The 22164-nt window shown below is 72.8% G+C and carries 24 protein-coding genes and 1 pseudogene; 22 read left to right on the top strand and 3 right to left on the bottom strand.

Annotation, left to right across the window (positions count from 1 at the left end; translation table 11 throughout):
• Nucleotide 1 precedes the first annotated feature (1 nt).
• The 19 genes from rplR to ACOJUI_RS12780 all read left to right on the top strand — a co-directional run bounded on the left by rplR (nt 2) and on the right by ACOJUI_RS12780 (nt 13019).
• Nucleotides 2–388, top strand: a complete 387-nt coding sequence (gene rplR, locus ACOJUI_RS12870; protein WP_422115345.1) for a 50S ribosomal protein L18 — start codon at nt 2–4, stop codon at nt 386–388.
• A 37-nt stretch (nt 389–425) separates the two neighbouring features.
• Nucleotides 426–1112 (top strand): 30S ribosomal protein S5, encoded by a 687-nt coding sequence (rpsE, locus tag ACOJUI_RS12865; protein ID WP_422115344.1) that lies wholly within the window; start codon nt 426–428, stop codon nt 1110–1112.
• The gene (gene rpmD / locus ACOJUI_RS12860; protein WP_422117668.1) at nt 1109–1291 is read left to right on the top strand and encodes a 50S ribosomal protein L30; all 183 of its coding nucleotides are present in this window, start codon (nt 1109–1111) and stop codon (nt 1289–1291) included. The genes rpsE and rpmD overlap by 4 nt, the downstream gene beginning before the upstream one ends.
• 1 nt (nt 1292) lies before the next feature.
• Entirely contained in the window at nt 1293–1751 is a 459-nt protein-coding gene (gene rplO, locus ACOJUI_RS12855) for a 50S ribosomal protein L15 (protein ID WP_422115343.1), read from the top strand.
• Between the two features lie 154 nt (nt 1752–1905).
• The gene (secY, locus tag ACOJUI_RS12850) at nt 1906–3210 is read left to right on the top strand and encodes a preprotein translocase subunit SecY (RefSeq protein ID WP_422115342.1); all 1305 of its coding nucleotides are present in this window, start codon (nt 1906–1908) and stop codon (nt 3208–3210) included.
• Complete coding sequence (locus tag ACOJUI_RS12845; protein ID WP_422115341.1) at nt 3207–3821, top strand: adenylate kinase; 615 nt, start codon at nt 3207–3209, stop codon at nt 3819–3821. The genes secY and ACOJUI_RS12845 overlap by 4 nt, the downstream gene beginning before the upstream one ends.
• The gene (gene map, locus ACOJUI_RS12840; RefSeq protein ID WP_422115340.1) at nt 3818–4681 is read left to right on the top strand and encodes a type I methionyl aminopeptidase; all 864 of its coding nucleotides are present in this window, start codon (nt 3818–3820) and stop codon (nt 4679–4681) included. Before ACOJUI_RS12845 ends, map begins: the two co-directional genes overlap by 4 nt.
• A 326-nt stretch (nt 4682–5007) precedes the next feature.
• Complete coding sequence (gene infA / locus ACOJUI_RS12835) at nt 5008–5229, top strand: translation initiation factor IF-1 (protein ID WP_089064401.1); 222 nt, start codon at nt 5008–5010, stop codon at nt 5227–5229.
• A gap of 22 nt (nt 5230–5251) precedes the next feature.
• On the top strand, nt 5252–5365 hold the full coding sequence (gene rpmJ / locus ACOJUI_RS12830; RefSeq protein WP_299298739.1) for a 50S ribosomal protein L36: 114 nt from the start codon (nt 5252–5254) through the stop codon (nt 5363–5365).
• Between the two features lie 218 nt (nt 5366–5583).
• Nucleotides 5584–5958, top strand: a complete 375-nt coding sequence (rpsM, locus tag ACOJUI_RS12825) for a 30S ribosomal protein S13 (protein ID WP_422115339.1) — start codon at nt 5584–5586, stop codon at nt 5956–5958.
• Between the two features lie 112 nt (nt 5959–6070).
• Nucleotides 6071–6475, top strand: coding sequence for a 30S ribosomal protein S11 (gene rpsK, locus ACOJUI_RS12820; RefSeq protein ID WP_422115338.1), 405 nt, complete (start codon nt 6071–6073; stop codon nt 6473–6475).
• A 152-nt stretch (nt 6476–6627) separates the two neighbouring features.
• Nucleotides 6628–7623 carry a DNA-directed RNA polymerase subunit alpha gene (locus ACOJUI_RS12815; protein WP_422115337.1) on the top strand — a complete coding sequence of 332 codons (996 nt, stop codon included), beginning with the start codon at nt 6628–6630 and terminating at the stop codon, nt 7621–7623.
• 27 nt (nt 7624–7650) lie between these two features.
• A complete protein-coding gene (gene rplQ / locus ACOJUI_RS12810; RefSeq protein ID WP_422115336.1) occupies nt 7651–8217 on the top strand; it encodes a 50S ribosomal protein L17 in 567 nt (188 codons plus the stop codon).
• Nucleotides 8218–8548: 331 nt separating this feature from the next.
• Nucleotides 8549–10168 (top strand): N-acetylmuramoyl-L-alanine amidase, encoded by a 1620-nt coding sequence (locus ACOJUI_RS12805; protein ID WP_422115335.1) that lies wholly within the window; start codon nt 8549–8551, stop codon nt 10166–10168.
• A 323-nt stretch (nt 10169–10491) separates the two neighbouring features.
• On the top strand, nt 10492–10635 hold the full coding sequence (locus tag ACOJUI_RS12800) for an S-layer homology domain-containing protein (protein ID WP_422117667.1): 144 nt from the start codon (nt 10492–10494) through the stop codon (nt 10633–10635).
• 40 nt (nt 10636–10675) lie between these two features.
• Nucleotides 10676–11389 carry a hypothetical protein gene (locus ACOJUI_RS12795; RefSeq protein ID WP_422115334.1) on the top strand — a complete coding sequence of 238 codons (714 nt, stop codon included), beginning with the start codon at nt 10676–10678 and terminating at the stop codon, nt 11387–11389.
• The gene (locus ACOJUI_RS12790) at nt 11374–11502 is read left to right on the top strand and encodes a hypothetical protein (RefSeq protein WP_422115333.1); all 129 of its coding nucleotides are present in this window, start codon (nt 11374–11376) and stop codon (nt 11500–11502) included. The genes ACOJUI_RS12795 and ACOJUI_RS12790 overlap by 16 nt, the downstream gene beginning before the upstream one ends.
• Nucleotides 11503–12235: 733 nt before the next feature.
• Nucleotides 12236–12391 carry a glycosyltransferase gene (locus ACOJUI_RS12785; RefSeq protein WP_422115332.1) on the top strand — a complete coding sequence of 52 codons (156 nt, stop codon included), beginning with the start codon at nt 12236–12238 and terminating at the stop codon, nt 12389–12391.
• A 433-nt stretch (nt 12392–12824) separates the two neighbouring features.
• Complete coding sequence (locus ACOJUI_RS12780) at nt 12825–13019, top strand: hypothetical protein (RefSeq protein WP_422115331.1); 195 nt, start codon at nt 12825–12827, stop codon at nt 13017–13019.
• Nucleotides 13020–13052: 33 nt separating this feature from the next.
• Here the strand turns inward: ACOJUI_RS12780 and purL are convergent, their stop codons facing one another.
• The 3 genes from purL to ACOJUI_RS12765 all read right to left on the bottom strand — a co-directional run bounded on the left by purL (nt 13053) and on the right by ACOJUI_RS12765 (nt 18312).
• Nucleotides 13053–15392 carry a phosphoribosylformylglycinamidine synthase subunit PurL gene (gene purL, locus ACOJUI_RS12775; protein ID WP_422117666.1) on the bottom strand — a complete coding sequence of 780 codons (2340 nt, stop codon included), beginning with the start codon at nt 15390–15392 and terminating at the stop codon, nt 13053–13055.
• A 153-nt stretch (nt 15393–15545) separates the two neighbouring features.
• A complete protein-coding gene (locus ACOJUI_RS12770; RefSeq protein ID WP_422115330.1) occupies nt 15546–17690 on the bottom strand; it encodes an acyl-CoA dehydrogenase in 2145 nt (714 codons plus the stop codon).
• A 37-nt stretch (nt 17691–17727) separates the two neighbouring features.
• The gene (locus ACOJUI_RS12765) at nt 17728–18312 is read right to left on the bottom strand and encodes a TetR/AcrR family transcriptional regulator (protein WP_422115329.1); all 585 of its coding nucleotides are present in this window, start codon (nt 18310–18312) and stop codon (nt 17728–17730) included.
• Nucleotides 18313–18407: 95 nt separating this feature from the next.
• Here ACOJUI_RS12765 and ACOJUI_RS12760 point away from each other — a divergent pair, with 95 nt between their 5' ends.
• The 3 genes and pseudogenes from ACOJUI_RS12760 to ACOJUI_RS12750 all read left to right on the top strand — a co-directional run bounded on the left by ACOJUI_RS12760 (nt 18408) and on the right by ACOJUI_RS12750 (nt 22087).
• Nucleotides 18408–19730 (top strand): acetyl-CoA C-acetyltransferase, encoded by a 1323-nt coding sequence (locus ACOJUI_RS12760; protein WP_422115328.1) that lies wholly within the window; start codon nt 18408–18410, stop codon nt 19728–19730.
• Nucleotides 19731–19794: 64 nt separating this feature from the next.
• Nucleotides 19795–21134: pseudogene (locus tag ACOJUI_RS12755) on the top strand (3-oxoacyl-ACP reductase).
• Nucleotides 21131–22087 carry a MaoC/PaaZ C-terminal domain-containing protein gene (locus ACOJUI_RS12750; protein ID WP_422115327.1) on the top strand — a complete coding sequence of 319 codons (957 nt, stop codon included), beginning with the start codon at nt 21131–21133 and terminating at the stop codon, nt 22085–22087. The pseudogene ACOJUI_RS12755 and the gene ACOJUI_RS12750 overlap by 4 nt, the downstream one beginning before the upstream one ends.
• Nucleotides 22088–22164: the final 77 nt, after the last annotated feature.

Here is a 22164-nt window from a genome sequence, read left to right as displayed (position 1 = left end):
CATGGGTTACGCACTCAAGCACACCAAGGGCAACCGCGGCAGCAAGCTGCGCTCCCGCGGCCGTCGTCACCTGCGGGTCCGTCGCCGCGTCATCGGCACCGCCGAGCGTCCGCGCCTGGTGGTCACCCGCTCGGCGCGCCACGTCTTCGTCCAGGTCGTCGACGACGCCCTCGGCCGGACCCTCGCGTCGGCCTCCACCATGGAGGCGGACCTGCGCGGCACCGAGGCCACCAAGGCGGAGAAGGCCCGCACCGTCGGGACCCTGGTCGCCGAGCGGGCCAAGGCCGCCGGGATCGACTCCGTCGTGTTCGACCGCGGCGGCAACAAGTACCACGGTCGTGTGGCCGCCGTCGCGGACGGCGCCCGCGAGGCCGGCCTGGCGCTGTGATCGCCCCCCGGACACAGGACGAGAAGAGGATCTGAACATGGCTGCACCGCAGCGAAGCAATGGTCCCGCGGCCGCCGGCCGGCGGGACGACAACGCCAACAACAACAGCAGCGATCGCGGGGCCCGTCAGGGCGGCGGCGGTCGCCAGGGTGGCCGCGGCGGCCGCGGACAGGAGCCCGAGAAGTCGGCGTTCCTCGAGCGTGTCGTGAGCATCAACCGCGTCTCCAAGGTCGTCAAGGGCGGCCGTCGCTTCTCCTTCACCGCCCTCGTGGTGGTCGGTGACGGCGACGGCACGGTCGGTGTCGGCTACGGCAAGGCCAAGGAGGTGCCCGCGGCGATCGCCAAGGGCGTCGAGGAGGCGAAGAAGAACTTCTTCCGCGTCCCTCGCATCCAGGGCACCGTCGTGCACCCGGTCCAGGGTGAGGATGCGGCAGGCGTCGTCCTGCTGCGCCCCGCCGCCCCCGGCACCGGCGTGATCGCCGGCGGCCCGGTCCGCGCCGTGCTCGAGTGCGCCGGAGTGCACGACGTGCTCTCCAAGTCGCTCGGCTCGACCAACGCGATCAACATCGTGCGGGCCACCGTCGACGCCCTCAAGCAGCTCGAGGAGCCGGAGGCCGTGGCGGCACGTCGTGGCCTCCCCGTCGAGCACGTCGCCCCGGGCCCGCTGCTGCGCGCCCAGGCCGCAGGCCGCGCCGCGGCTCGCGCGGAGAAGGTGGGTGCCTGATGCAGATCAAGGTGACCCAGACCCGATCCGACATCGGCGGCACCAAGAGCCAGCGAGCCACCCTGCGCGGCCTCGGCCTCAAGCGCATCGGTGACACGGTGGTGAAGGAAGACCGCCCGGAGATCCGCGGCATGATCCGCACCGTCGCCCATCTGGTGACGAGCGAAGAGGTGGACTGACATGACTGATTCCAACCAGAGCCCTCTGAAGCTCCACGACCTGCGCCCCGCGCCGGGTTCCAAGACCCGCCGCACCCGCGTCGGCCGTGGTGAGGCTTCCAAGGGCAAGACCGCCGGTCGCGGCACCAAGGGCACCAAGGCCCGCTACCAGGTGTCCGTCGGCTTCGAGGGCGGGCAGATGCCGCTCCACATGCGGCTGCCGAAGCTGCGCGGCTTCACCAACCCCTTCCGGGTCGAGTACCAGGTCGTGAACCTGGCGACCCTGCAGGAGCTGTTCCCCGAGGGCGGCACCGTCACGGTCGAGGACCTCGTGGCCAAGGGCGCCGTGCGCAAGAACCAGCCCGTCAAGGTGCTGGGCTCCGGCGATGTGAGCGTCAAGCTCGACATCACCGCGCAGAAGTTCTCCGCCTCGGCGGAGCAGAAGATCGCGGCGGCTGGCGGGTCCGTCACCACCGCGTGAGTCTCTTTTGACGGGGCACCGTGGCGCAGAATAATCTGTGCGGCGGTGCCCCGTCGTCATATCGGGGCCGGTCCGTGGGCCGCTCGGACGCCGCGGCGCCGGGACGGACGGTGCCAGCCTGGTCCCCGTCCCAGGACCTCCAGGAGGGAAACAGGTGAACTCGTTCGTGCGCGCGCTGCGCACCCCCGAGCTGAGGGCGAAGATCCTCTTCACGCTCGGTCTGATCGCCGTCTATCGCCTCGGCGTCTTCATCCCCACCCCGGGATTCGACGCCACCAACGTGATGATGTGCGCGGACCAGGCCGCCTCGGGTCAGGGCGCCAACGTGCTGGGCATGGTCAACATGTTCTCCGGCGGTGCCCTGCTGCAGCTGTCCATCTTCTCGCTCGGCGTGATGCCCTACATCACCGCCTCGATCATCGTGCAGCTGCTGCGCGTGGTGATCCCGCGCTTCGAGGCCCTCCACAAGGAGGGCGCCTCCGGCACCGCCAAGCTCACCCAGTACACCCGGTACCTCACCATCGGCCTGGGCATCCTGCAGTCCACGACCATCATCACGCTGGTCCGCTCCGGGAACTTCTTCGTCGGCTGCAACCTCGAGCTGGTCCCCGACCAGTCGATCCCGACGCTGCTGCTGATGGTGATGACGATGACCGTCGGCACCGTGCTGATCATGTTCATGGGCGAGATGATCACCGAGCGCGGCATCGGCAACGGCATGTCGCTGCTGATCTTCACCTCGATCGCGGCCTCCTTCCCCGCCTCCCTCGGCCAGGTGCTGCAGCTGCAGGGGTGGATCACCTTCTCGCTGGTGCTGCTGGTCGCGCTGGTGGTGATGGTCGGCATGGTCTTCGTCGAACAGTCCCAGCGCCGGATCCCGGTGCAGTACGCCAAGCGCATGGTGGGACGCCGGATGTACGGCGGCACGTCCACCTACATCCCGATCAAGGTCAACCAGGCCGGCGTCATCCCCGTCATCTTCGCCTCCTCGATCCTGGCGCTGCCGCAGATGGCCGCCTCCTTCGGGGACCCCGAGGCGGGCTGGGTGCAGTGGGTCAACACCCACCTCGTGCTCGGCTTCTCCTTCTCCTGGGTCTACGCCGTCGTGTACGTCGGCATGATCGTCTTCTTCGCCTTCTTCTACGTCTCGATCACCTTCAACGCGGAGGAGATCGCCGACAACATGAAGAAGTACGGCGGCTTCATCCCCAACGTGCGGGCCGGCAAGCCCACCGAGCGCTACCTGCGCTACGTGATCAGCCGGATCCAGTCCGCCGGCGCCGTCTACCTCGCGGTGATCTGCCTGATCCCGCTGTTCGCACTCGTCTACCTCGGTGCTTCCCAGGACTTCCCGCTCGGCGGCGTCTCGCTGCTGATCATCATCGGCGTCGGCCTCGACACCGTGAAGCAGATCGACGCGAAGCTCCAGCAGCACCACTACGAAGGGATCCTCCGGTGACCTCCACCCCCGACGCGGCCTCCACGGACGCCGCCTCCGCCGCCCGCCGACTGCTGATCGTGGGCCCGCCCGGCGCGGGCAAGGGCACCCAGGCCGTGCGCATCGCCGAGGAGCTGTCGATCCCCGCCATCTCCACCGGCGACATCTTCCGCGCCAACGTCTCGGGGCGGACCGAGCTGGGCGTGCTCGCGAAGTCCTACATGGACAAGGGCGAGTACGTCCCGGACTCCGTCACCAACGACATGGTCCGCTCGCGGCTCGCCCAGGAGGACGCTCGGGACGGCTTCCTGCTCGACGGCTACCCCCGCACCCTCGACCAGGTCGAGGCGCTCGACGCGGTGCTCGAGGAGCTGGGCACCTCGCTGGACCTGGTGCTGCTGTTGGTGGTCGAGCCCGAGGAGGTCATCGGCCGCCTGGTCGCCCGCGGCGCCGAGCTGGGTCGCAGCGACGACACCGAGGAGACCATCCGCCACCGCCTGGACGTGTACGCGGAGCAGACCGCCCCGCTGATCGACGTCTACCAGCGCCGCGGCCTGGTGCGCCGGGTCGACGGCATGGCCGCCATCGACGAGGTCACCGCCTCCCTGCGCGAGGCCCTCGCCGCACGATGAGCATCCGGCCCGAACGGGTGGAGCTGAAGACCCCCGCGCAGATCGCGGTGATGCGCCGGAGCGGGAAGCTGCTGCACGAGGTCCACGAGATGCTCGCCGCGGCGATCCGCCCGGGGATCACCACGAACCAGCTCGACACCCTCGCCCACGACATGATCCGCGACGCCGGCGCGACCCCCAACTTCCTGGGCTACCAGGGCTACCCGGCGACGCTGTGCATCAGCGTCAACGAGGTGGTGGTGCACGGGATCCCCGACGACCGCCCGCTGCAGGACGGGGACGTGGTCTCCATCGACGGCGGGCTGATCATCGACGGCTGGCACTCGGACGCCGCCCGCCCCCACATCGTGGGCGCCCCCCGCTCGGTCAGCGACCAGGAGCTGGTGCGGATCACGCAGGAGGCGCTGTGGGCCGGCATCGCCGCGCTCGCCTCCGCCCAGCGGGTGGGGGAGATCGGCGCGGCCATCGAGGACTTCGTCGCCGAGGCGGCGGGGGACTCCCTGTCCCACCTCGAGGGCTTCGGCGGCCACGGCATCGGCACCGCCATGCACCAGGCCCCCGACGTCATGAACTACCGCACCCGCTCCCGGGGTCCGCGCGTGCGCAGCGGCCTCTGCCTGGCGATCGAGCCGATGCTCATCCAGGGCCCCGGCAACTGGGAGCTCGAGGACGACGACTGGACCGTCCGCGCCACCGCCGGCGGCCGCGCCGCGCACGCCGAGCACTCCGTGGCGGTCACCGACCAGGGGCTGCTGGTGCTCACCGAGGGCGACGGCGGCGCCGCCGAGCTCGCCCGGCGCGGCATCACCGCGGCCCCGGACCCCCTGGCCGGACCCGGCGCGCCCCGGGCGGGGGAGTGAGGCGGGGCTCCGGAGCCCGACGGGCCGGCCCGGACTGTGACGTGAGCGGCCTCATCGTCCCCGATGCTCGCCCTCGTGGGGCGGGGCGTGTAGGCTCGTCCATCGGGTGTGCTCCGAACGCGTCGTCGTCATCGCGCTGTTCAGCAGTCCCGTCGCACTGACACGTCGTCCGGCCCCGCCGGATCGACGAGCGAGTCCGACGAGGCGCCGCGGCGCCACCCTCGTTGACCACCGTACCGCCACCCGGCGGCCGGTGTGCAGGGCCTGAAGGTTCAGGAACGCGGAACTCGGCCCCCGGCGTGCCGGAGGCGGGAGATTGGGGAGGCATGGCGAAGAAGGACGGCGTGATCGAAGTCGAGGGCAGGGTCACGGAGGCGCTCGCGAACGCGCGCTTCCGGGTCGAGCTCGACAACGGGCACAAGGTGCTCGCGCATATCTCCGGGAAGATGCGCCAGCACTACATCCGCATCCTTCCCGAGGACCGCGTGGTCGTCGAGCTGAGCCCCTACGACCTCGACCGGGGCCGCATCGTGTACCGCTACAAGTGATCGTCCCGGGAGAAGGAAAGCTATGAAGGTCAATCCGAGCGTCAAGCCGATCTGTGACAACTGCAAGGTGATCCGTCGCCACTCGCGCGTCATGGTGATCTGCTCGAACCCCCGTCACAAGCAGCGCCAGGGCTGAGCGGAGCACTCCGCCCGTCCCGGCACCTGCCGTGACCGCCGTCCCGCGCGGACGGCAGCCCCTCAGGGGCATCGTCCGATCCGTCGGACACACAACAGAAGAACCGACACCACCGGCCCTCGGGCCGGCCACCCGCAGCTCGGAGGCTGCGGCGTCCCGGGACATCGCCCGTGGACGAGGCGTCGGATCAGGCCTCCGGAACAGTAGGAGCAATGCACATGGCACGTCTGGTGGGAGTCGATCTTCCGCGCGAAAAGCGCCTCGAAGTCGCCCTGACGTACATCTTCGGCGTGGGACGCACCCGCGCCCTGGAGACCCTGGCCGCGACCGGCGTCTCCGGCGACAAGCGCGTGCGCGAGGTGAGCGACGAGGAGCTCGTCCAGCTTCGCGACCACATCGAGGCGAACTACATGGTCGAGGGTGACCTGCGCCGCGAGGTGGCCGCCGACATCCGCCGCAAGGTGGAGATCGGCAGCTACCAGGGCCTGCGCCACCGTCGCGGCCTTCCCGTGCGCGGTCAGCGCACCAAGACCAATGCGCGCACCCGCAAGGGCCCCAAGCGCACGGTCGCCGGCAAGAAGAAGGCTCGCTGATCCGCGGCATCCGCTGATCGGCTGCCCGGGCCGCCCTCGAGGCAGGCCCGCAGTCACTTCGCGCCGCTGAGGGATCGGGCGCACCCACACACCACCAGAGGAGTTCCGCCGTATGGCAACCAAGACCCGTCAGGCCGCTGCGCGCAAGCCGCGCCGCAAGGACAAGAAGAACATCGTCAACGGCCAGGCCCACATCAAGAGCACGTTCAACAACACGATCGTGTCCATCACGGACCCGACCGGCGCCGTCATCTCCTGGTCCTCGGCCGGGCAGGTCGGCTTCAAGGGCTCGCGCAAGTCGACCCCGTACGCCGCGCAGATGGCCGCCGAGGCCGCCGCGCGCCAGGCGCAGGAGCACGGCATGAAGAAGGTCGACGTCTTCGTCAAGGGCCCGGGCTCCGGCCGCGAGACCGCGATCCGCTCGCTCACCGCGACCGGCCTCGAGGTCGGCTCGATCCAGGACGTCACCCCGCAGCCGCACAACGGCACCCGCCCGGCCAAGCGCCGCCGCGTCTGACCTCGTCGGCCGCGGCGGAGGCACTGCCCCGCCCGGCCGCGAGCCGTCGGGCGCGGCCTCGCCGCGCCCGACATCCTGGACACCATCCACCTTCTAGGCCCACCGCCCCCTTCTGAGCGTCATATGGCGGACGCTCGCTGAAAGGATCCACAGTGCTCATTGCACAGCGCCCCACGCTGACCGAAGAGGTCGTGTCGGACAACCGCTCCCGGTTCGTCCTCGAGCCGCTCGAGCCGGGCTTCGGCTACACCCTCGGCAACTCCCTGCGCCGCACCCTGCTGTCCTCCATCCCCGGCGCCGCGGTCACCTCGATCCGCATCGACGGCGTGCTGCACGAGTTCAGCACCGTCCCCGGCGTCAAGGAGGACATCACCGAGGTCATCCTCAACATCAAGAACCTCGTCGTCTCCTCGGAGAACGACGAGCCCGTCGTGATGTACCTGCGCCGTGAGGAAGCCGGTCGCGTCACCGCCGCCGACATCACCCCGCCGGCCGGCGTGGAGATCCACAATCCCGACCTCCACATCGCGACCCTCAACGAGAAGGGTCGGCTGGAGATCGAGCTGATCGTCGAGCGCGGCCGCGGCTACGTCTCGGCCTCGCAGAACAAGGGCGTCGACGGCGAGATCGGCCGGGTCCCGGTCGACTCGATCTACTCGCCGGTGCTCAAGGTGACCTACAAGGTCGAGGCGACCCGTGTCGAGCAGCGCACCGACTTCGACAAGCTGATCGTCGACGTCGAGACCAAGCCGGCCATCACCCCGCGCGACGCGGTGGCCTCGGCCGGCAAGACCCTGGTCGAGCTGTTCGGACTGGCGCGCGAGCTGAACCAGGAGGCGGAGGGCATCGAGATCGGCCCCTCGCCGACGGATCAGGCCCTCGCCGCCGATCTGGCGCTGCCGATCAACGACCTCAACCTCACGGTGCGGTCGTACAACTGCCTGATGCGCGAGGGTGTCCACACCGTCGGCGAGCTGACCGCCCGTTCCGAGGCCGATCTGCTCGACATCCGCAACTTCGGTCAGAAGTCCATCGACGAGGTCAAGGCGAAGCTCGCCGACCTCGGACTGTCGCTGAAGGACTCCCCGGCCGGATTCGATCCGTCCGCCCTGGAGTCCTACTCCGACGACTTCGGCGACCAGTACTGACCTTCCTCTTCACCTAGGAGAACGACCATGCCTGCACCCACCAAGGGCGCCCGGCTCGGCGGATCCCCCGCGCATGAGCGGATGATCCTCGCGGGCCTCGCCACCGAGCTGTTCCGCCACCGGGCGATCACCACGACCGAGACCAAGGCCAAGCGCCTGCGCCCCTACGCGGAGCGTCTGGTCACCTTCGCCAAGAAGGGCGACCTGGCCTCCCGTCGTCGCGTGATGCGCACCATCCGCGACCGCGGCGTCGTGTACTCGCTGTTCGAGGAGATCGCCCCGACCTTCTCGGAGCGTCCCGGCGGCTACACCCGGATCACCAAGATCGGCCCCCGCAAGGGCGACAACGCCCCGATGGCCGTCATCGAGCTGGTCAGCGAGGAGTACTCCCCGAAGCAGGCCGTGGTGAAGGAGGCCGAGGGCGCCGCCAAGAACGCCGCCAAGGCCGAGGACACCACCGCCGCTGCGGAGGACACCGCGCTGGTCGAGCCCGCCGAGGGCGCCGAGCAGCCCGGTGAGGACACCTCCGTCGAGCGCGTCACCCCGGAGGAGCCCGCCGAGGGCGCCGACGACGCGGCCGACGAGAAGAACTGATCCGCTCGCACCGAGCGGAGTGACCACGCCGAGGGCGGGTCGACGGGAGCGATCCCGCCGACCCGCCCTCGGCGTCCGTGCGAGCACTCGAGGGACACCGCGCGGCCTCCCGGCGCACGGCGAGGGGCCGCGGGATGTGGTCGGGGAGTCGCAGCCCACAGGCGGTTCGCGGATCGTTATCGGAGAGTCCGATCATGCGGACTACCGGTGGGTTAGCGTGGAGGGCGGAGCAGGTGCAGGCCGACGGCCGCGCCCGCAGCGCCCCCGCGCCGGCCTCGTGCCCGCGGCCCAGGCTGCTCCCCGCACCACCCCCTAGATCCGGAGCTTTGTGATGTCCCAGCGGCACCGTCCCCACGCCGACCTCGACCGTTCGCGCACGCCGGGCCTGTCCCGCCGCGCGCTGCTGACCGCCACCGCCGTCGGCGTGCCGACCGCCGCGGCCCTCGCCACCGCCGCCCCGGCCCTGGCCGACCCCTCCGTCACCGATGGGCAGACCCGCATCGTCGAGGTGCCGCTGGCCGAGGCCCCACTCGTCGAGGTGGACGGTGCGCGGGTGCGCGAGCTCGCCGAGCAGCCCGCCACCATGATCGGGGTGACCTGGCCCGAGGGCACCGACGCCCCCGCCGTCAGCGCCCGCGGCCGGGCCGAGGACGGCAGCTGGACCGAGTGGACCGAGCTCGAGGTCGCCGAGGACCCCGAGAGCGGCACCAGCGCCGCCGCCACCGAGGTCGCCTGGCTGGGCGTCGTCTCCGCGCTGCAGATCCGCGCCGAGCTCGACGGCGGCGACGTCTCCGCCGACCTCACCGCCCACGTCGTGACCACCTCGCCCCTCGACAGCGACGACCAGGTCCGGCAGCTGACCGGCCCCTCGGCCACCCGCACCCAGAGCCAGCAGATGTCCGCCCGGGCCGCCGTTCCCGCCGCCAACCCCGCGACGCCGGCCCTCGGCCCGGGCGCGCCGGCCTTCGTCACCCGCGCCGCCTGGCGGGCCGACGAGTCCCTCGTGCGGGGCACCTCCGCGAAGAACGCGCTGAAGGCCGTCGTCCTCCACCACACGGCGGGGACGAACAACTACAGCTCCTCGCAGTCCGCGCAGATCGTCCGCGGCATCCTGACCTACCACACCACGACCCTGGGCTGGGCCGACCTGGGCTACAACGTCCTGGTCGACAAGTACGGCCAGATCTTCGAGGGCCGCAGCGGCGGCCTGCACCGCAACATCACCGGCGCCCACTCGCTCGGCTTCAACAGCGGCTCCTTCGGCATCTCGGTGATGGGCAACTACTCCTCCACCTCGCTGCCATCGGCCGCCCGCACCGCCGTGGCGCGACTGGTGGCCTGGAAGCTGCTGAGCACCTTCCAGACCAGCGTGGGCGGCGACGTCTCCTGGCAGGTCACCACCTCCGGCACCCGGCACACGGTGGGGTCCACCGTCTCGCTGCCGCGGATGATGGGCCATCGCGACGTCAACTTCACCGAATGCCCCGGCGCGAGGATCTACAGCCAGTTCGGAAATATCCGCAGCGAGGCGCAGCGCTACCTCGACTCGGGCGGGAAGGAGCACCTCTGGGCCTTCCAGGGCGCCGGCGGCGCGGCGACGCTGGGCACCGTGGTCAGGAGCAACCACCGCACCGGGAAGTACAGCGCCACGATTCTCACCAAGGGCCTGGTGCTCCAGGAGAGCGGTGCGGCCAGCGGGTACGCCACCCCATTCGCTCCGCAATGGAGCAGCTCGTGGGGACGGCCGGCGGCCAGCGCCCCGAAGGACGGCGACCGGCAGATCCAGCCCTTCCAGCACGGCACCGCCGCGCTGGAGAGCGGCAAGGTCCGCTTCGTGGCGCCGACCTTCCGCGACGTCCCCCCGTGGCGGGTGTTCCTCGTCGAGATCGAAGACCTCTTCGCCGCCGGAGTGACACAGGGCTGGGAAGGCGGGAGCAACCGCACATTCTAGCCCAACAGCAATAACCTGCGCGACGCGATGATCGTGTTCATCTACCGGGCGCTGGGATCGCCGCAGTACACCGCCCCTGCCCGGTCGCCCTTCGTGGACGTCGATCCGAGCTTCGTGTTCTACAAAGAGATCTGCTGGGCCTACGACGCCAAGATCGTGGAGGGCTGGAAGGAAGGGAAGGTGCGTCGGTTCCGTCCCCTCGAACCGGTCAAGCGGGACGCCGTCGCGGCATTCCTCTACCGGGCCTCGAAGCGTCCTCAAGACGCAACGGACCAGTGCCAACCCCTCCCCCCTGATAGTTCAGGGACGTCCCTCGCACCCACCTGTTCGCGCCGGAGATCAGATGGCTGGCGAACGCGGAGATCTCCCGCGGCTGGGAGGACGGCACCTTCCGACCGGATGCGTACATCACCCGCGACCAGATGGCGGCCTTCGTGATGCGCTGGATGGACGAGCTCGGGCTCTGACCGGCCGTGGGGCGGACTCGCTGGGGAGAAGGAGATGCCGGTGAAGGTCGCTCTGCTGTGCGACGTCGATCAGACGGTCTACCACGTCGGCGACGAGGCGATCGCCACCATGAGCGCGCGGCGGCTGCGGGCGCGCGGGCACGAGGTCGTGCGGATCTCGCGGCGGGAGAAGTACGGGCCCGGCGGCGTCGCGGCCCCGGGGATCATCCCGGCGCTCACCTTCCCCTGGCCCCTCGAGGACCGGTCCCGGTACCTCGCGGAGATCCGGCGGGTGCTGGGCGGCGACCGCGCCGCCCTGCCCGCGACGGACAAGCTGTTCGAGATCATCGAGCAGCTGCGGGCGGTGGACGCGGTGGTGATCGGCGGCGGGGGCAGCCTCACCTCCCGGTACGGCTGGCTGCTGGACGAGCGCCTGGCCACCGCGCCGGTGGCCCGGGCGCTCGGCAAGCCCGTGGTGCTGACCGGGCGAGCCTCGGCCCCGAGCTCACCGACAGCGACCGCGCCTCCCTGCGCGAGCTGCTGGGGCTGTGCGCGCTGGTGGGCGTGCGCGACGTGCACAGCGTGCGGATCGCCCGGCAGCTGTGCCCGGACCATCCGGCCCTGGTGCAGACCCTCGACGACGCCGTCGGCCTCGGCCTGCCGGAGAGCGCGGCCGGAGCCCGGGGACCGCGATCCCCAGCTGCTCAGCGTCACCCTGGGCGGGGACGGCGACCCGCTGCCGCGCGAGGACACGTCGCCGTGGCCGGTGCGCTGATCGAGGCGCTCGCGGCCCGCACCGGCGCCCGGGTCGAGCTGGTGGCGCACATGGCCGACCCCGACACCGGCGGCGGCGACCTGCAGCTGCACCACGGGTCGCCGAGCAGCTGAGCGTCCCCGCCGCCGTGGTCCCCCTCGAGACGGACACCGTCGCCGCGGCCCGCACCACCGGCGCCGCCTGGATCCTGACCACCCGCTTCCACCCGGTCGTCTTCGGCACCGCCGCGGGCTCCTCCGTGCTCGCGCTGCCCCTGAACCGCTACGGCCACTCCCGCATGGACGGCGCCCTGCGCAACGTCGGCCCCGCCGGCGCCGCGGTGCCCCTGGCCGCGCTCTGGGACCCGGTCACCGGCGGTCCCTCCGACCTCGTCGGCGACGTCGTCGAGGCGCTGGTCGTCTCCCGCGAGGCCGAGCAGGCGCATCTCGAGGCCGCCCGACCGACGCTGCGCGCCGCCGCCGAGGCCTGGTGGGACCGCGTGTCCGCGGCGCTGCTCCGGCGACGGGGCCACGGCCGCCACCGCCCCGGCCGGCGACCCCGCCGGCGCCGGGATCGAGCCCCACCAGCGCTGGGACGACGCCCTGCGGCGCCGCCTGGCCCCGTGGAGCCGGGCCGTCGAGGCTCCCGCGGCGGGCCCGTCGGCCGCGATCATCATGCGCACCCGCGACCGCCCCCGCCTGCTGGACCGCGCGGTGCAGGACGTCCTGGCCCAGACCCGCCAGGACTGGGAGCTGGTGATCGTCGACGACGCCGGCCGCCCCGAGGAGGTCGACCAGGTCCTCGCCCGCTGCGCCGCCGAGGCGCGACGGGCGGATCCGGATCCTCCACCGCGAGACCTCCACCGGCATGGAGGCCGCCAGCAACCACGGCCTGCGGGAGACCACCGCGCCCGCCGTCGCCGTCCACGACGACGACGACACCTGGCACGCCACCTTCCTCCAGGAGACCCTCGCCCACCTCGAGGCCCATCCGGGCACGCCGCCGTGGTGGTGCGCACCCTGATCGTGCACGAGCACGAGACCCCGGCCGGGATCGTCCGAGGACGAGATGTTCCTGTCCTGGCGCGGAGCTCGAGGGGGTCGCGCCTGGTCGACTACATCGGGGTCAACCGCAACGTGCCGATCTCGATGCTCCATCGCCGGCAGGCTCCACGGAGCGCGTCGGCGAGTACGACGAGGCCCTGCCCGTGGTCGGCGACTACGCGGCTTCCACCTCCGGCTGCTGCAGCACTTCGGAGGTCGGGTTCCTGGACCGTCCGCTCGCCCAGTGGCGCGCAGCGCCCCACCGCGGTGGGCGCCGGCAGCAACTCGATGTACGCCCGCTCCGGCGGCCACCGCCACCACGACGCCGAGCTGCGCGGAGCGCTACTTCCGGCAGTGGAGCGCCGAGCACGGCATCGGGCTGCCCATGTTCCTGTCCAAGAACACCGGCCCACGTGGCGCGCAGCGAGGAGCGCCTGCTGGAGGAGCTGCGGGCCCTGCGCGAGGAGGTCGCGCCCGAGCTGCACGAGCGCCTCGACGGCCTCGACCCCGCCGGGGCGGGCCTGCGCGCGGTCCGGCTCGCGCGACGGGTGGGCCGCCGCGCCTGGCAGCAGGGTCGCCAGGTCCTCCCGCCCCGCTCCCGGGACTGAGCGCGGCGGGAGGCCCCGCCGCGCCCGCCGGACTCAGGCGAAGTGGCGGGGGAGGGTGGCCTCCCGCAGCTCCCGCAGCTCGCTGATCGCGAAGGCGCCCACCCCGGCCAGCTCGAGGGCGTCGCCGCCGGTGGCGCCCAGGCGCAGCACCGGGATCCCGTGCTCGGCGGCCAGGGCCACCAGGCGCTCCTCCTGCGCCGCCGGCACCGCGACCAGCGCGCGGGCCTGAGACTCGGAGAACAGCGCCGTGGCGAGGTCGACGCCGTCACGGGCGAGCAGCGGCGCGAGGTCCACCCGGGCGCCGGTGGCGAAGCGGGTCACGGACTCCACCAGGGCCTGCGCGAGGCCGCCCTCGGAGAGGTCGTGCGCGGCGGGGGCCAGGCCCTCCTCCGCGGAGGCGATCAGCACCCGGGCCAGCGAGCGCTCGGCCTCGAGGTCGACCTGCGGGGGGAGCCCGCCGAGGTGCTGATGGGCGATATCCGCCCAGGCGGAGCCGGAGAGCTCCTCCCGGGTGGTGCCCAGCAGCAGCACGGTCAGGCCCTCGTCCTGCCATCCGGAGGGGACGCGACGGGAGACGTCCTCGAACACGCCCAGCACGCCGACCACGGGCGTGGGGTGGATCGCGGAGTCGATCAGCCCCGCCTCGCCGGTGGAGTTGTACAGCGAGACGTTGCCGCCGGTCACCGGCACCTCGAGCGTCTCGCAGGCCTCGGCGAGACCGCCGATCGCCTCGACCAGCTGCCACATCGGGCCCGGGTCCTCGGGGGAGCCGAAGTTCAGGCAGTCGGTGACCGCGAGCGGCACCGCGCCGGTGGTCGCCACGTTGCGGTAGGCCTCGGCGAGCGCGAGCCGGGCCCCGGTGCGGGGGTCCAGCTTGGTGTAGCGGCCGTTCGCGTCGGTGGCCAGGGCCACGCCGCGACCGGTGGCCTGGTCCACCCGGATCACGCCCGCGTCATCGGGCATCGCCAGCGCGGTGTCCCCGCCCACGTAGCGGTCGAACTGGTCGGTGACCCAGCCCTTGGAGGCGAGGTTCGGGGAGGCGATCAGCGCGCGCAGCGTCCGGGCGAGCTCCTCGGCGCCCTGGGGGCGGGGGAGGTCCTCGGCGCGGTCGGCCTGCAGGGCGTCCTGCCAGTCGGGCCGGGCGTAGGGGCGGTCGTAGACCGGGCCGTCGACCGCGACCGTGGTGGGATCGACGTCGACGATGCGGTGGCCCCGGTGGTCGATGGTGAGGCGGCCGTCGCCGGTGACCTCGCCGATCACCGCGGCCTCCACGTCCCAGCGGGCCGCGATCGCCTGGAACTCGGCCAGCTTCTCGGGGCGGACCACGGCCATCATGCGCTCCTGCGACTCGCTCATGAGGATCTCGCCGGCGGTCAGGGTGGGGTCGCGCAGCAGCACGTTCTCGAGGTCGATGTGCATGCCGGAGCCGCCGTTGGCCGCCAGCTCGCTGGTGGCGCAGGAGATCCCGGCGGCGCCGAGGTCCTGGATGCCCTCGACGGTGCCCGCCGCGAACAGCTCGAGGCAGCACTCGATGAGCACCTTCTCCATGAAGGGATCGCCCACCTGCACGCTGGGGCGCTTGACGGGCCCGTCCTCCTCGAAGGTCTCCGAGGCGAGGATCGAGGCGCCGCCGATGCCGTCGCCACCGGTGCGGGCACCGAACAGCACCACCTGGTTGCCGGGGCCGGTGGCGGAGGCCAGATGGATGTCCTCATGCCGCATCACGCCCACGCACAGGGCGTTGACCAGGGGGTTGGTCTGGTAGGCGGGATCGAAGACGGTCTCGCCGCCGATGTTCGGCAGGCCCAGGGAGTTGCCGTAGCCGCCCACCCCGGCGACCACCCCGTGCACCACCCGGGCGGTGTCGGGGTGGTCGATCGCACCGAAGCGCAGCTGGTCCATGACCGCCACCGGCCGCGCGCCCATCGAGATGATGTCGCGCACGATGCCGCCGACGCCGGTGGCGGCGCCCTGGTACGGCTCGACGTAGGAGGGGTGGTTGTGGGACTCGACCTTGAAGGTCACCGCCCAGCCGTCGCCGATGTCGACCACGCCGGCGTTCTCGCCCATGCCCACCAGCAGCTTCTCGCGCATGGCCGGGGTGGTGTGCGCGCCGAAGGTGCGCAGATGCCGCTTGGAGGACTTGTAGGAGCAGTGCTCCGACCACATCACCGAGTACATGGCCAGCTCGGCGTTGGTGGGCCGGCGACCCAGGATCTGCGTGATGCTCGCGTACTCGTCGTCCTTCAGGCCGAGCTCCGCATAGGGCTGCGCCTGGTCGGGGGTGGCGGCGGCGTGCTCGACCGTGTCCGCGTCCGCGGTCCGGTCGTGCGGGGCGGCGGCCGCGGTGGCGGGGACGTGGTCAGCGGTCATCGTGGGTTCGGATCCGATCGTCACGGGGACAGGGGAGCGGCGGGCCCGACCGGGCCGGCGCGGCGCCCCCAGTCTACGATCGCGGCGAGGGAACGGACGGCCCGGCCGTCGGGGCTGAGATCCGGACCGTCCGGCAGCGCGGGTTCCCTCCGCTCAGTGCGCCTCGGTGTGCTTCGCGGCCTCGCGCCGGGACGGCCGGGCCCGCTCCCGCAGCACCTTCTCGCTGACCGGGGCGTCGTGGCGCGCCCGCTGGTCGCGGAAGTACGCGGCCGCCTCCTCCTGGCGCTCCTGTTCGCCGCCCAGCGCGATCGGGGCCCGCACGTGGCCGGGGCGCACGTCGAAGGCCGCGACCAGGTCGAGCACGTGCGGCCGGATCCGCCGCAGCAGCCGGCGCAGGTCCGAGCCGATCTGCCGGGCGCGCTGGGTGGAGATCATGCCGTTCAGCAGGAACCAGGCCAGGTCGTCGTTGATGAGGGTGAGCCCGAAGAGGTCCCGCACATCGGTCAGCACGGCCCGGGTGCCCTCGTCCTCGAGCTGCTCGATGCCGGCGGTGAAGGCCCGCCAGCGCACCAGGTCCACGTGGGCGCGGGCGGCGTCGAGCATCTCCACCTGGTGCTTGTTGACCTCGGCGGCGGCCTCGGCCGGGCTCATCCGCGCCGTCGGCCGCAGCGCGAGCGCGACCTCCTCGACCCGCACCCGGGCCCGGTCGGCCAGCAGGTCCTCCTGGAAGTGGGCCTCGCGCATCGAGTCGAAGGCCCGTCGGGGGCTGCGGCGGTCGCTGAGGTCCTGGCCCAGGCGGGCCCACGGGGTGTGGCGCTTGGCGAGCACCTCGGCGCGCTGCGCGATGAAGCGGCCGATGCCGGCCCGGTCCACGCTGCGCAGCTCGGAGGTGTAGTCCGAGAGCAGGCGCTTGGCGACCAGCTGCAGCAGGACGGTGTTGTCGCCCTCGAAGGTCGCGTACACGTCGAGGTCCTGGTGCAGGCCGACCAGCTGGTTCTCGGCCAGGAAGCCGGAGCCGCCGCAGGCCTCGCGGCACTCCTGGATCGTGTCCAGGGCCAGCCGGGTGGAGGTGGGCTTGAGCGCCGCGGCGAGGGTCTCGAGGTCTTCCCGGGACTCGGGATCGTCGGCCCGGCCGGAGAAGACGTCGTCGAAGGCCTGCAGCAGCTGCTCATGGGCGAAGGCGCCCGCGTAGGTCGCCGCCAGCTTCGGCAGCAGGCGGTGCAGATGCGCCTGGTAGTCCATCAGCACCATCTCCTGCGTGGGATCCGCGGCGGTGAACTGGCGGCGCTGGGTGGCGTAGGTGAGGGCGATGTGCAGGGCGAGCTGGCTCGCGCGGATCGCGGAGCCGTCCAGGGACACGCGGCCCTGCACGAGGGTGCCGAGCATGGTGAAGAAGCGGCGCCCCGGGGACTCGATGGGCGAGGTGTAGGTGCCGTCGGGAGCCACGTCGCCGTACCGGTTCAGCAGGTGGGTGCGGGGGACGCGCACGTGCTCGAAGGCCAGGCGGCCGTTGTCGATCCCGTTCAGGCCGCCCTTGGGGCCGTCGTCCTCGCTGGAGATGCCCGGCAGCAGCGCGCCGTCGGCGTCGCGCACGGGCACGTAGAAGCAGTGCACGCCGTGGTCGACGCCGCCGGTGATCAGCCGCGCGAAGACGGTGGCGGCCCGCGCGTGGATCGCGGCGTTGCCGAGGTAGTCCTTCCAGGCGGCGCGGAACGGGGTGTGGATCTCCCATTCCTCGGTGGCGGGGTCGTAGGTGGCGGTGGTGGCCAGCGACTGCACGTCGGAGCCGTGACCGATCTCGGTCATCGCGAACGCGCCGGGGGTGGCCAGGCTCATCGCATCCGGCACCCAGTCGCGCTGCTGCTGCTCGCTGCCCAGCTGGATGATCGCGGCGGTGTACAGGCCCCACTGCACCCCGGCCTTGATCTGCAGCGAGGGGTCCGCGACGACCAGCTCCTCGAAGGCCGCGACGTTGGCCCCGTTGTCGTGGGGGCCGCCCAGGTGCTCGGGCAGCATCGGGCGCGAGACGCCCTCCTCGGCGAGGAGCTGCAGCTGCGCGAAGACCCGCTCGCGGTGCTCGGCGACGGTGGCGTCCAGGGGGCGGTGCAGCTCGGGACGGGCGGCGCGCTCGCGGGCGGTGCGGCGCGCCGCGGCCCAGCGGCCGAGCAGGGCCTCGGTGACCAGCTCGACGTCGAGCCGGGCGGCGCCGCGGGGCGGCACCGGGATCGGGCCGGTGGGGGTCGGCGTGGTGCGGGCGGGCGCCGCGGCGGTGGGGTCGGTGGGGGAGAGGGTGGTCATTCGAGCAGTCCCTTCATGAGCCAGGCGACCAGACGGGTCACGAGCTGTTCGGAGGTGAGGGGGCGGGGCCGTCGCCGGCGACGGCGGCCTCGTGGTCGGTCATCCAGGTGTCCACGGCCCGCTCGACGAAGCCCACGGCGCCGTGGGCCCAGATCTGGGGGGCGGGGACCTCGGCGGGCAGGAAGGTCGCGACCAGGCGGGAGACGGCACCGAGGAAGTGGTTCAGCCCGTCGCTGGGTCGGGTGACGAAGCGGTACACGCCCGGGGAGCGCTGCGCGGTCTCGACGTAGGCGCGGATCATGGCGTGGATGCGCTCGTCGGCGTCCGGTTCGCGGCCGACGGAGGACTCCAGCGCCCGCATTTCGTCCAGCAGCTTGGCGTGCATGGTGGACAGGATGCTGCGGCCCAGCGCGCGCTGCAGATGCGCCTTGTCCTCGAAGTAGCGGTAGACGATGGACTTGGAGGTCCCGGAGGCGGCGGCGATGTCCTCCATCGTCACGTCGGGGCCCTGCTCGTGGATCAGGTGCCGGGCCACGTCGAGCAGCTCGGCCCGGCGCTGCTCGCGGTGGAGCGCCCAGCGCGCCGAACGGCCGTCCACGGGGGCTTGCGTCGTCGCATTCACGGAACCTAGGGTATCAAGTACCGAGGGTTCTATGTAAAGTGCTGACTCCGTGCGGCCGCCCCGCGCCACCGCCTGACCACGAAGAGGTGCACACAGTGACCGTTCCCGACCTTCCCCGCGACGCCCTGATCCTGGGCGGCAACCGCATCCCCTTCGCCCGTTCGGGCGGCGCCTACGCCGGCATCTCGAACCAGGACCTGCTCACCGCGGCGCTCGAGGGACTGGTGGCGCGGTTCGGGCTGCAGGGCGAGCGGCTCGGCGAGATCGCGGGCGGCGCGGTCCTCAAGCTGGCCGGGGACCTCAACCTCACCCGCGAGAGTGCGCTGGGCACCCCGCTGGACCCCCGCACCCCGGCGGTCGACCTGTCCAAGGCCTGCGCGACCAGCCTGGAGACCGTGCTCCACGTGTCCAACCGGATCCGGCTGGGCCAGATCGACTCCGGCATCGCCTGCGGCGTCGACTCCGCCTCCGACGCCCCGATCGAGGTCACCCCGCGGCTGCGGCGCATCCTCCACCGCGCCTTCGCCGCGAGGACCACGACGCAGCGCCTCAAGGCGCTCAGCGCGATCCGTCCCGCCGACCTCGCCCCGGTCCCGCCCCGCAACGGCGAGCCCCGCACCGGGCTGTCGATGGGCGAGCACCAGGCGCTGACCGGCGCGCAGTGGGGAGTGACCCGCCAGGAGCAGGACGAGCTGGCGCTGGCCTCGCACCGGAGCCTCGCCGCCGCGTACGACGCCGGCTTCTTCGACGACCTGGTCACCGGCTACCGCGGCCTCGCCCGCGACCAGAACCTGCGCCCCGACTCCACGCTCGAGAAGCTCGGCTCCCTGAAGCCGGTGTTCGGGGTGAGGTCCCCGCAGGTGCCGGAGCCCACCATGACCGCCGGCAACTCGACCCCGCTCAGCGACGGCGCCTCCTCGGTGCTCCTGGGCAGCGCCGCCTGGGCCGCCGAGAGGAACCTGCGGCCGCTGGCCCGGGTGGTCGATGCCCGCTCCGCCGCGGTCGACTTCGTCCACGGCGAGGACGGCCTGCTGATGGCCCCGGTGTACGCGGTGCCCGAGCTGCTCGACGCCCACGGCCTCACCCTCGCGGACCTCGACCTCGTCGAGATCCACGAGGCCTTCGCCTCCACCGTGCTCTCGACGCTGAAGGCCTGGGAGTCCGAGGAGTTCTGCCGACAGCGGCTGGGCCGCGACGGCGCCCTGGGCGTGATCGACCGCAGCCGGCTGAACGTCGCCGGGTCGTCGCTCGCCGCCGGGCATCCCTTCGCCGCCACCGGGGGGCGCCTGGTCGCCACGCTCGCCAAGCTGCTGAACGAGCGGGCTCGCGAGACCGGCCGCCCCCAGCGGGGACTGATCTCCGTGTGCGCCGCCGCCGGGCAGGGCACCGCGCTCCTGCTCGAGTCCGTCACCGACTGAACCTCCCGCGCCCGGGCGACCAGCCCGGGCCCGGCCCGCGCCCGATCGCTTCCCGGAGGCTCCCATGACCGACGCCTACACCCGTTTCATCCGCACCGCTCCCGGCCGGGTGCTCGCCAAGCGGACCGGCCTGCCCCACCCGGCGCGGCTGCCGCGCCGCGCGGACCGTCCCCAGCCCGTGCTCGACCCCGTCGTCGTGCTCGGCACCTCGCCGGGGGCCGACGACGTGGCCCGGACCCTGCTCGGCTGGGGCGCCGACGTGCGCCGACGCTTCGAGGAGCTGCCCACGGTCGGCTCCGTGGTGGTGGTGCTCGACGAGGTCGCCGCCCCGGCCGAGCTGGGTCCGATCCTGCTGCCGCTGGCGGGGGCGATGCGCTCGCTGGCCCCCGGCGGCCGGGTGGTGACCATCTCCCGCCCCGCCCGCGGGCAGGACCCCGCGACCGATGCGGCGCGCGGCGGCGTCGAGGGCTTCCTGCGCTCCCTGGCCCATGAGCTGCGCGGCGGCGCCACCGCCAACGGCATCCTGGTCGCCGACGGCGTGGACCTCGACGCCCCCGGCGTCACCGGGACCCTGCGCTTCCTGCTCTCGGCCCGCAGCGCCTTCGTCGACGGCCAGCTCCTGCGCGTCTCCACCGCCGACGGCGCGGCGAGCGAGGACGTGGCCGCGCCGCTGGCCGGACGCACCGCCCTGGTCACCGGGGCCGCCCGCGGGATCGGCGCGGCGATCGCCCGCACCCTCGCGGCCGACGGCGCGCACCTCGTGGTGCTCGACGTGCCCGCCGCCGGCACCGAGCTCGCGCGCCTGGCCAACGAGCTGCGCGCGGTGCCCGTGCAGCTCGACGTCACCGCCCCGGACGCGGGCCGGCGCCTGGTCTCCGCCCTCCGGGAGCGGGGCCTGCAGCTCGATGCCGTGGTGCTCAACGCCGGCATCACCCGCGACAAGCTGTTCGCGAACATGACCCCCGAGCGCTGGGACCCCGTGCTCGCCGTGAACATCACCAGCCAGATCGACCTCACCGACGCCCTGCTCGAGGCCGGCGACGTGCTCGGCGATCAGCTGCGGGTGGTGTCGCTGGCCTCCACCAGCGGCATCGCCGGCAACCGCGGGCAGACCAACTACGCCGCCTCGAAGGCCGGGGTGATGGCCTTCGTCGAGGCGCTCGCCGCCGCTCTCGCGCCGCTCGGCGGCACCGCCAACGCGGTCGCGCCGGGCTTCATCGAGACCGAGATGACCGCGCGGATGCCGGCGCTGACGAGGGAGGTGGCCCGGCGCCTGAACTCCCTCCAGCAGGGGGCCTGCCGGTCGACGTCGCCGAGGCGATCTCCTTCCTGGCCTCCGCGGAGGCCGGCGGTCTGCGCGGCGAAACGCTGCGGGTGTGCGGGCAGAACATGGTGGGGAGGTGAGCGCCGTGCCGAGCCCCGGCCGCCCCGCCGCCGGCGAGCAGCTCAGGGACCTCGCCGACGTCCCGTCCTTCCCGGCCGTCTACGCGGCGGCCCTGGACCCGCGCGCGGCCCGGGTCGCGCGCCGCGGCGAGCCGGTGCTGCCCGCCCTCGCCTACCGGGTGCGCGGCGTGCGGATCGACGCCGAGCGGGCCCGGGACTTCGACCACCTGATGGGCGGGCCCGCCACCGATCTGGTCCACCCCGGGGTGCTGCACGTGCTCGCCTTCCCGGTCTCGCTCGCGGTGATGGCGCGGCGCGACTTCCCCTTTCCCCTGCTGGGGCTGGTGCATCTGCGCAACCAGGTGCTGCAGCACCGTCCGGTGCGGGTGGGGGAGCTCGTGGACGTCGAGTGCCGGGTGCGCGACCTGCGCCCCCACCACCGGGGACGCACCTTCGAAGCGGTCTCCACGATCCTGTCCGAGGACGGCGAGATCATCGCCACCGACGTCTCCACCTACCTCGCCAAGGACGCCTCCCGGGCGGAGGCCTCCGGGACGTCGCCGGCGGGGGAGGGCGCGGGCGCCCGCGCCGAGCGGCGGGAGTTCGCGCCGCCGCAGCCGACGGGGCGCTGGTCGCTGCCGGCCGACACCGGGCGCCGCTATGCCGCGGTCTCGGGGGACGTCAACCCGATCCACCTCTCGGCGCTCACCGCGAAGGCCTTCGGCTTCCCGGCGGCGATCGCGCACGGCATGTACACGGCCTCGCGGGCCTTCACCGAGTCCCGCGTTGACCTCTCCCGGCCGCTGCGCTGGGACGTCACCTTCGACGCCCCGGTGACCCTGCCCGGGACCGTGCTGGTCGCCTACGACGACCAGCCCGACGCTCGCAGCGTGCGCTGCGTGGGCTGGAAGCCCGCCCGGGGCGAGAAGCCGGCCCGACGCAGCTTCAGCGTGGAGGTCGCGACCCTGGGCTGAGCGGGCGCCGGCGCGCCGCACAGTCGCCGGCGCGCTGCACAGTCGCCGGCGGGCCGGGATGGGGAGCGGGCCCGCCG

The sequence above is a fragment of the Brachybacterium sp. UNK5269 genome (assembly GCF_049266655.1).
Classification (GTDB): Bacteria; Actinomycetota; Actinomycetes; order Actinomycetales; family Dermabacteraceae; genus Brachybacterium.
This window is presented reverse-complemented; position numbering and strand designations above follow the sequence as displayed.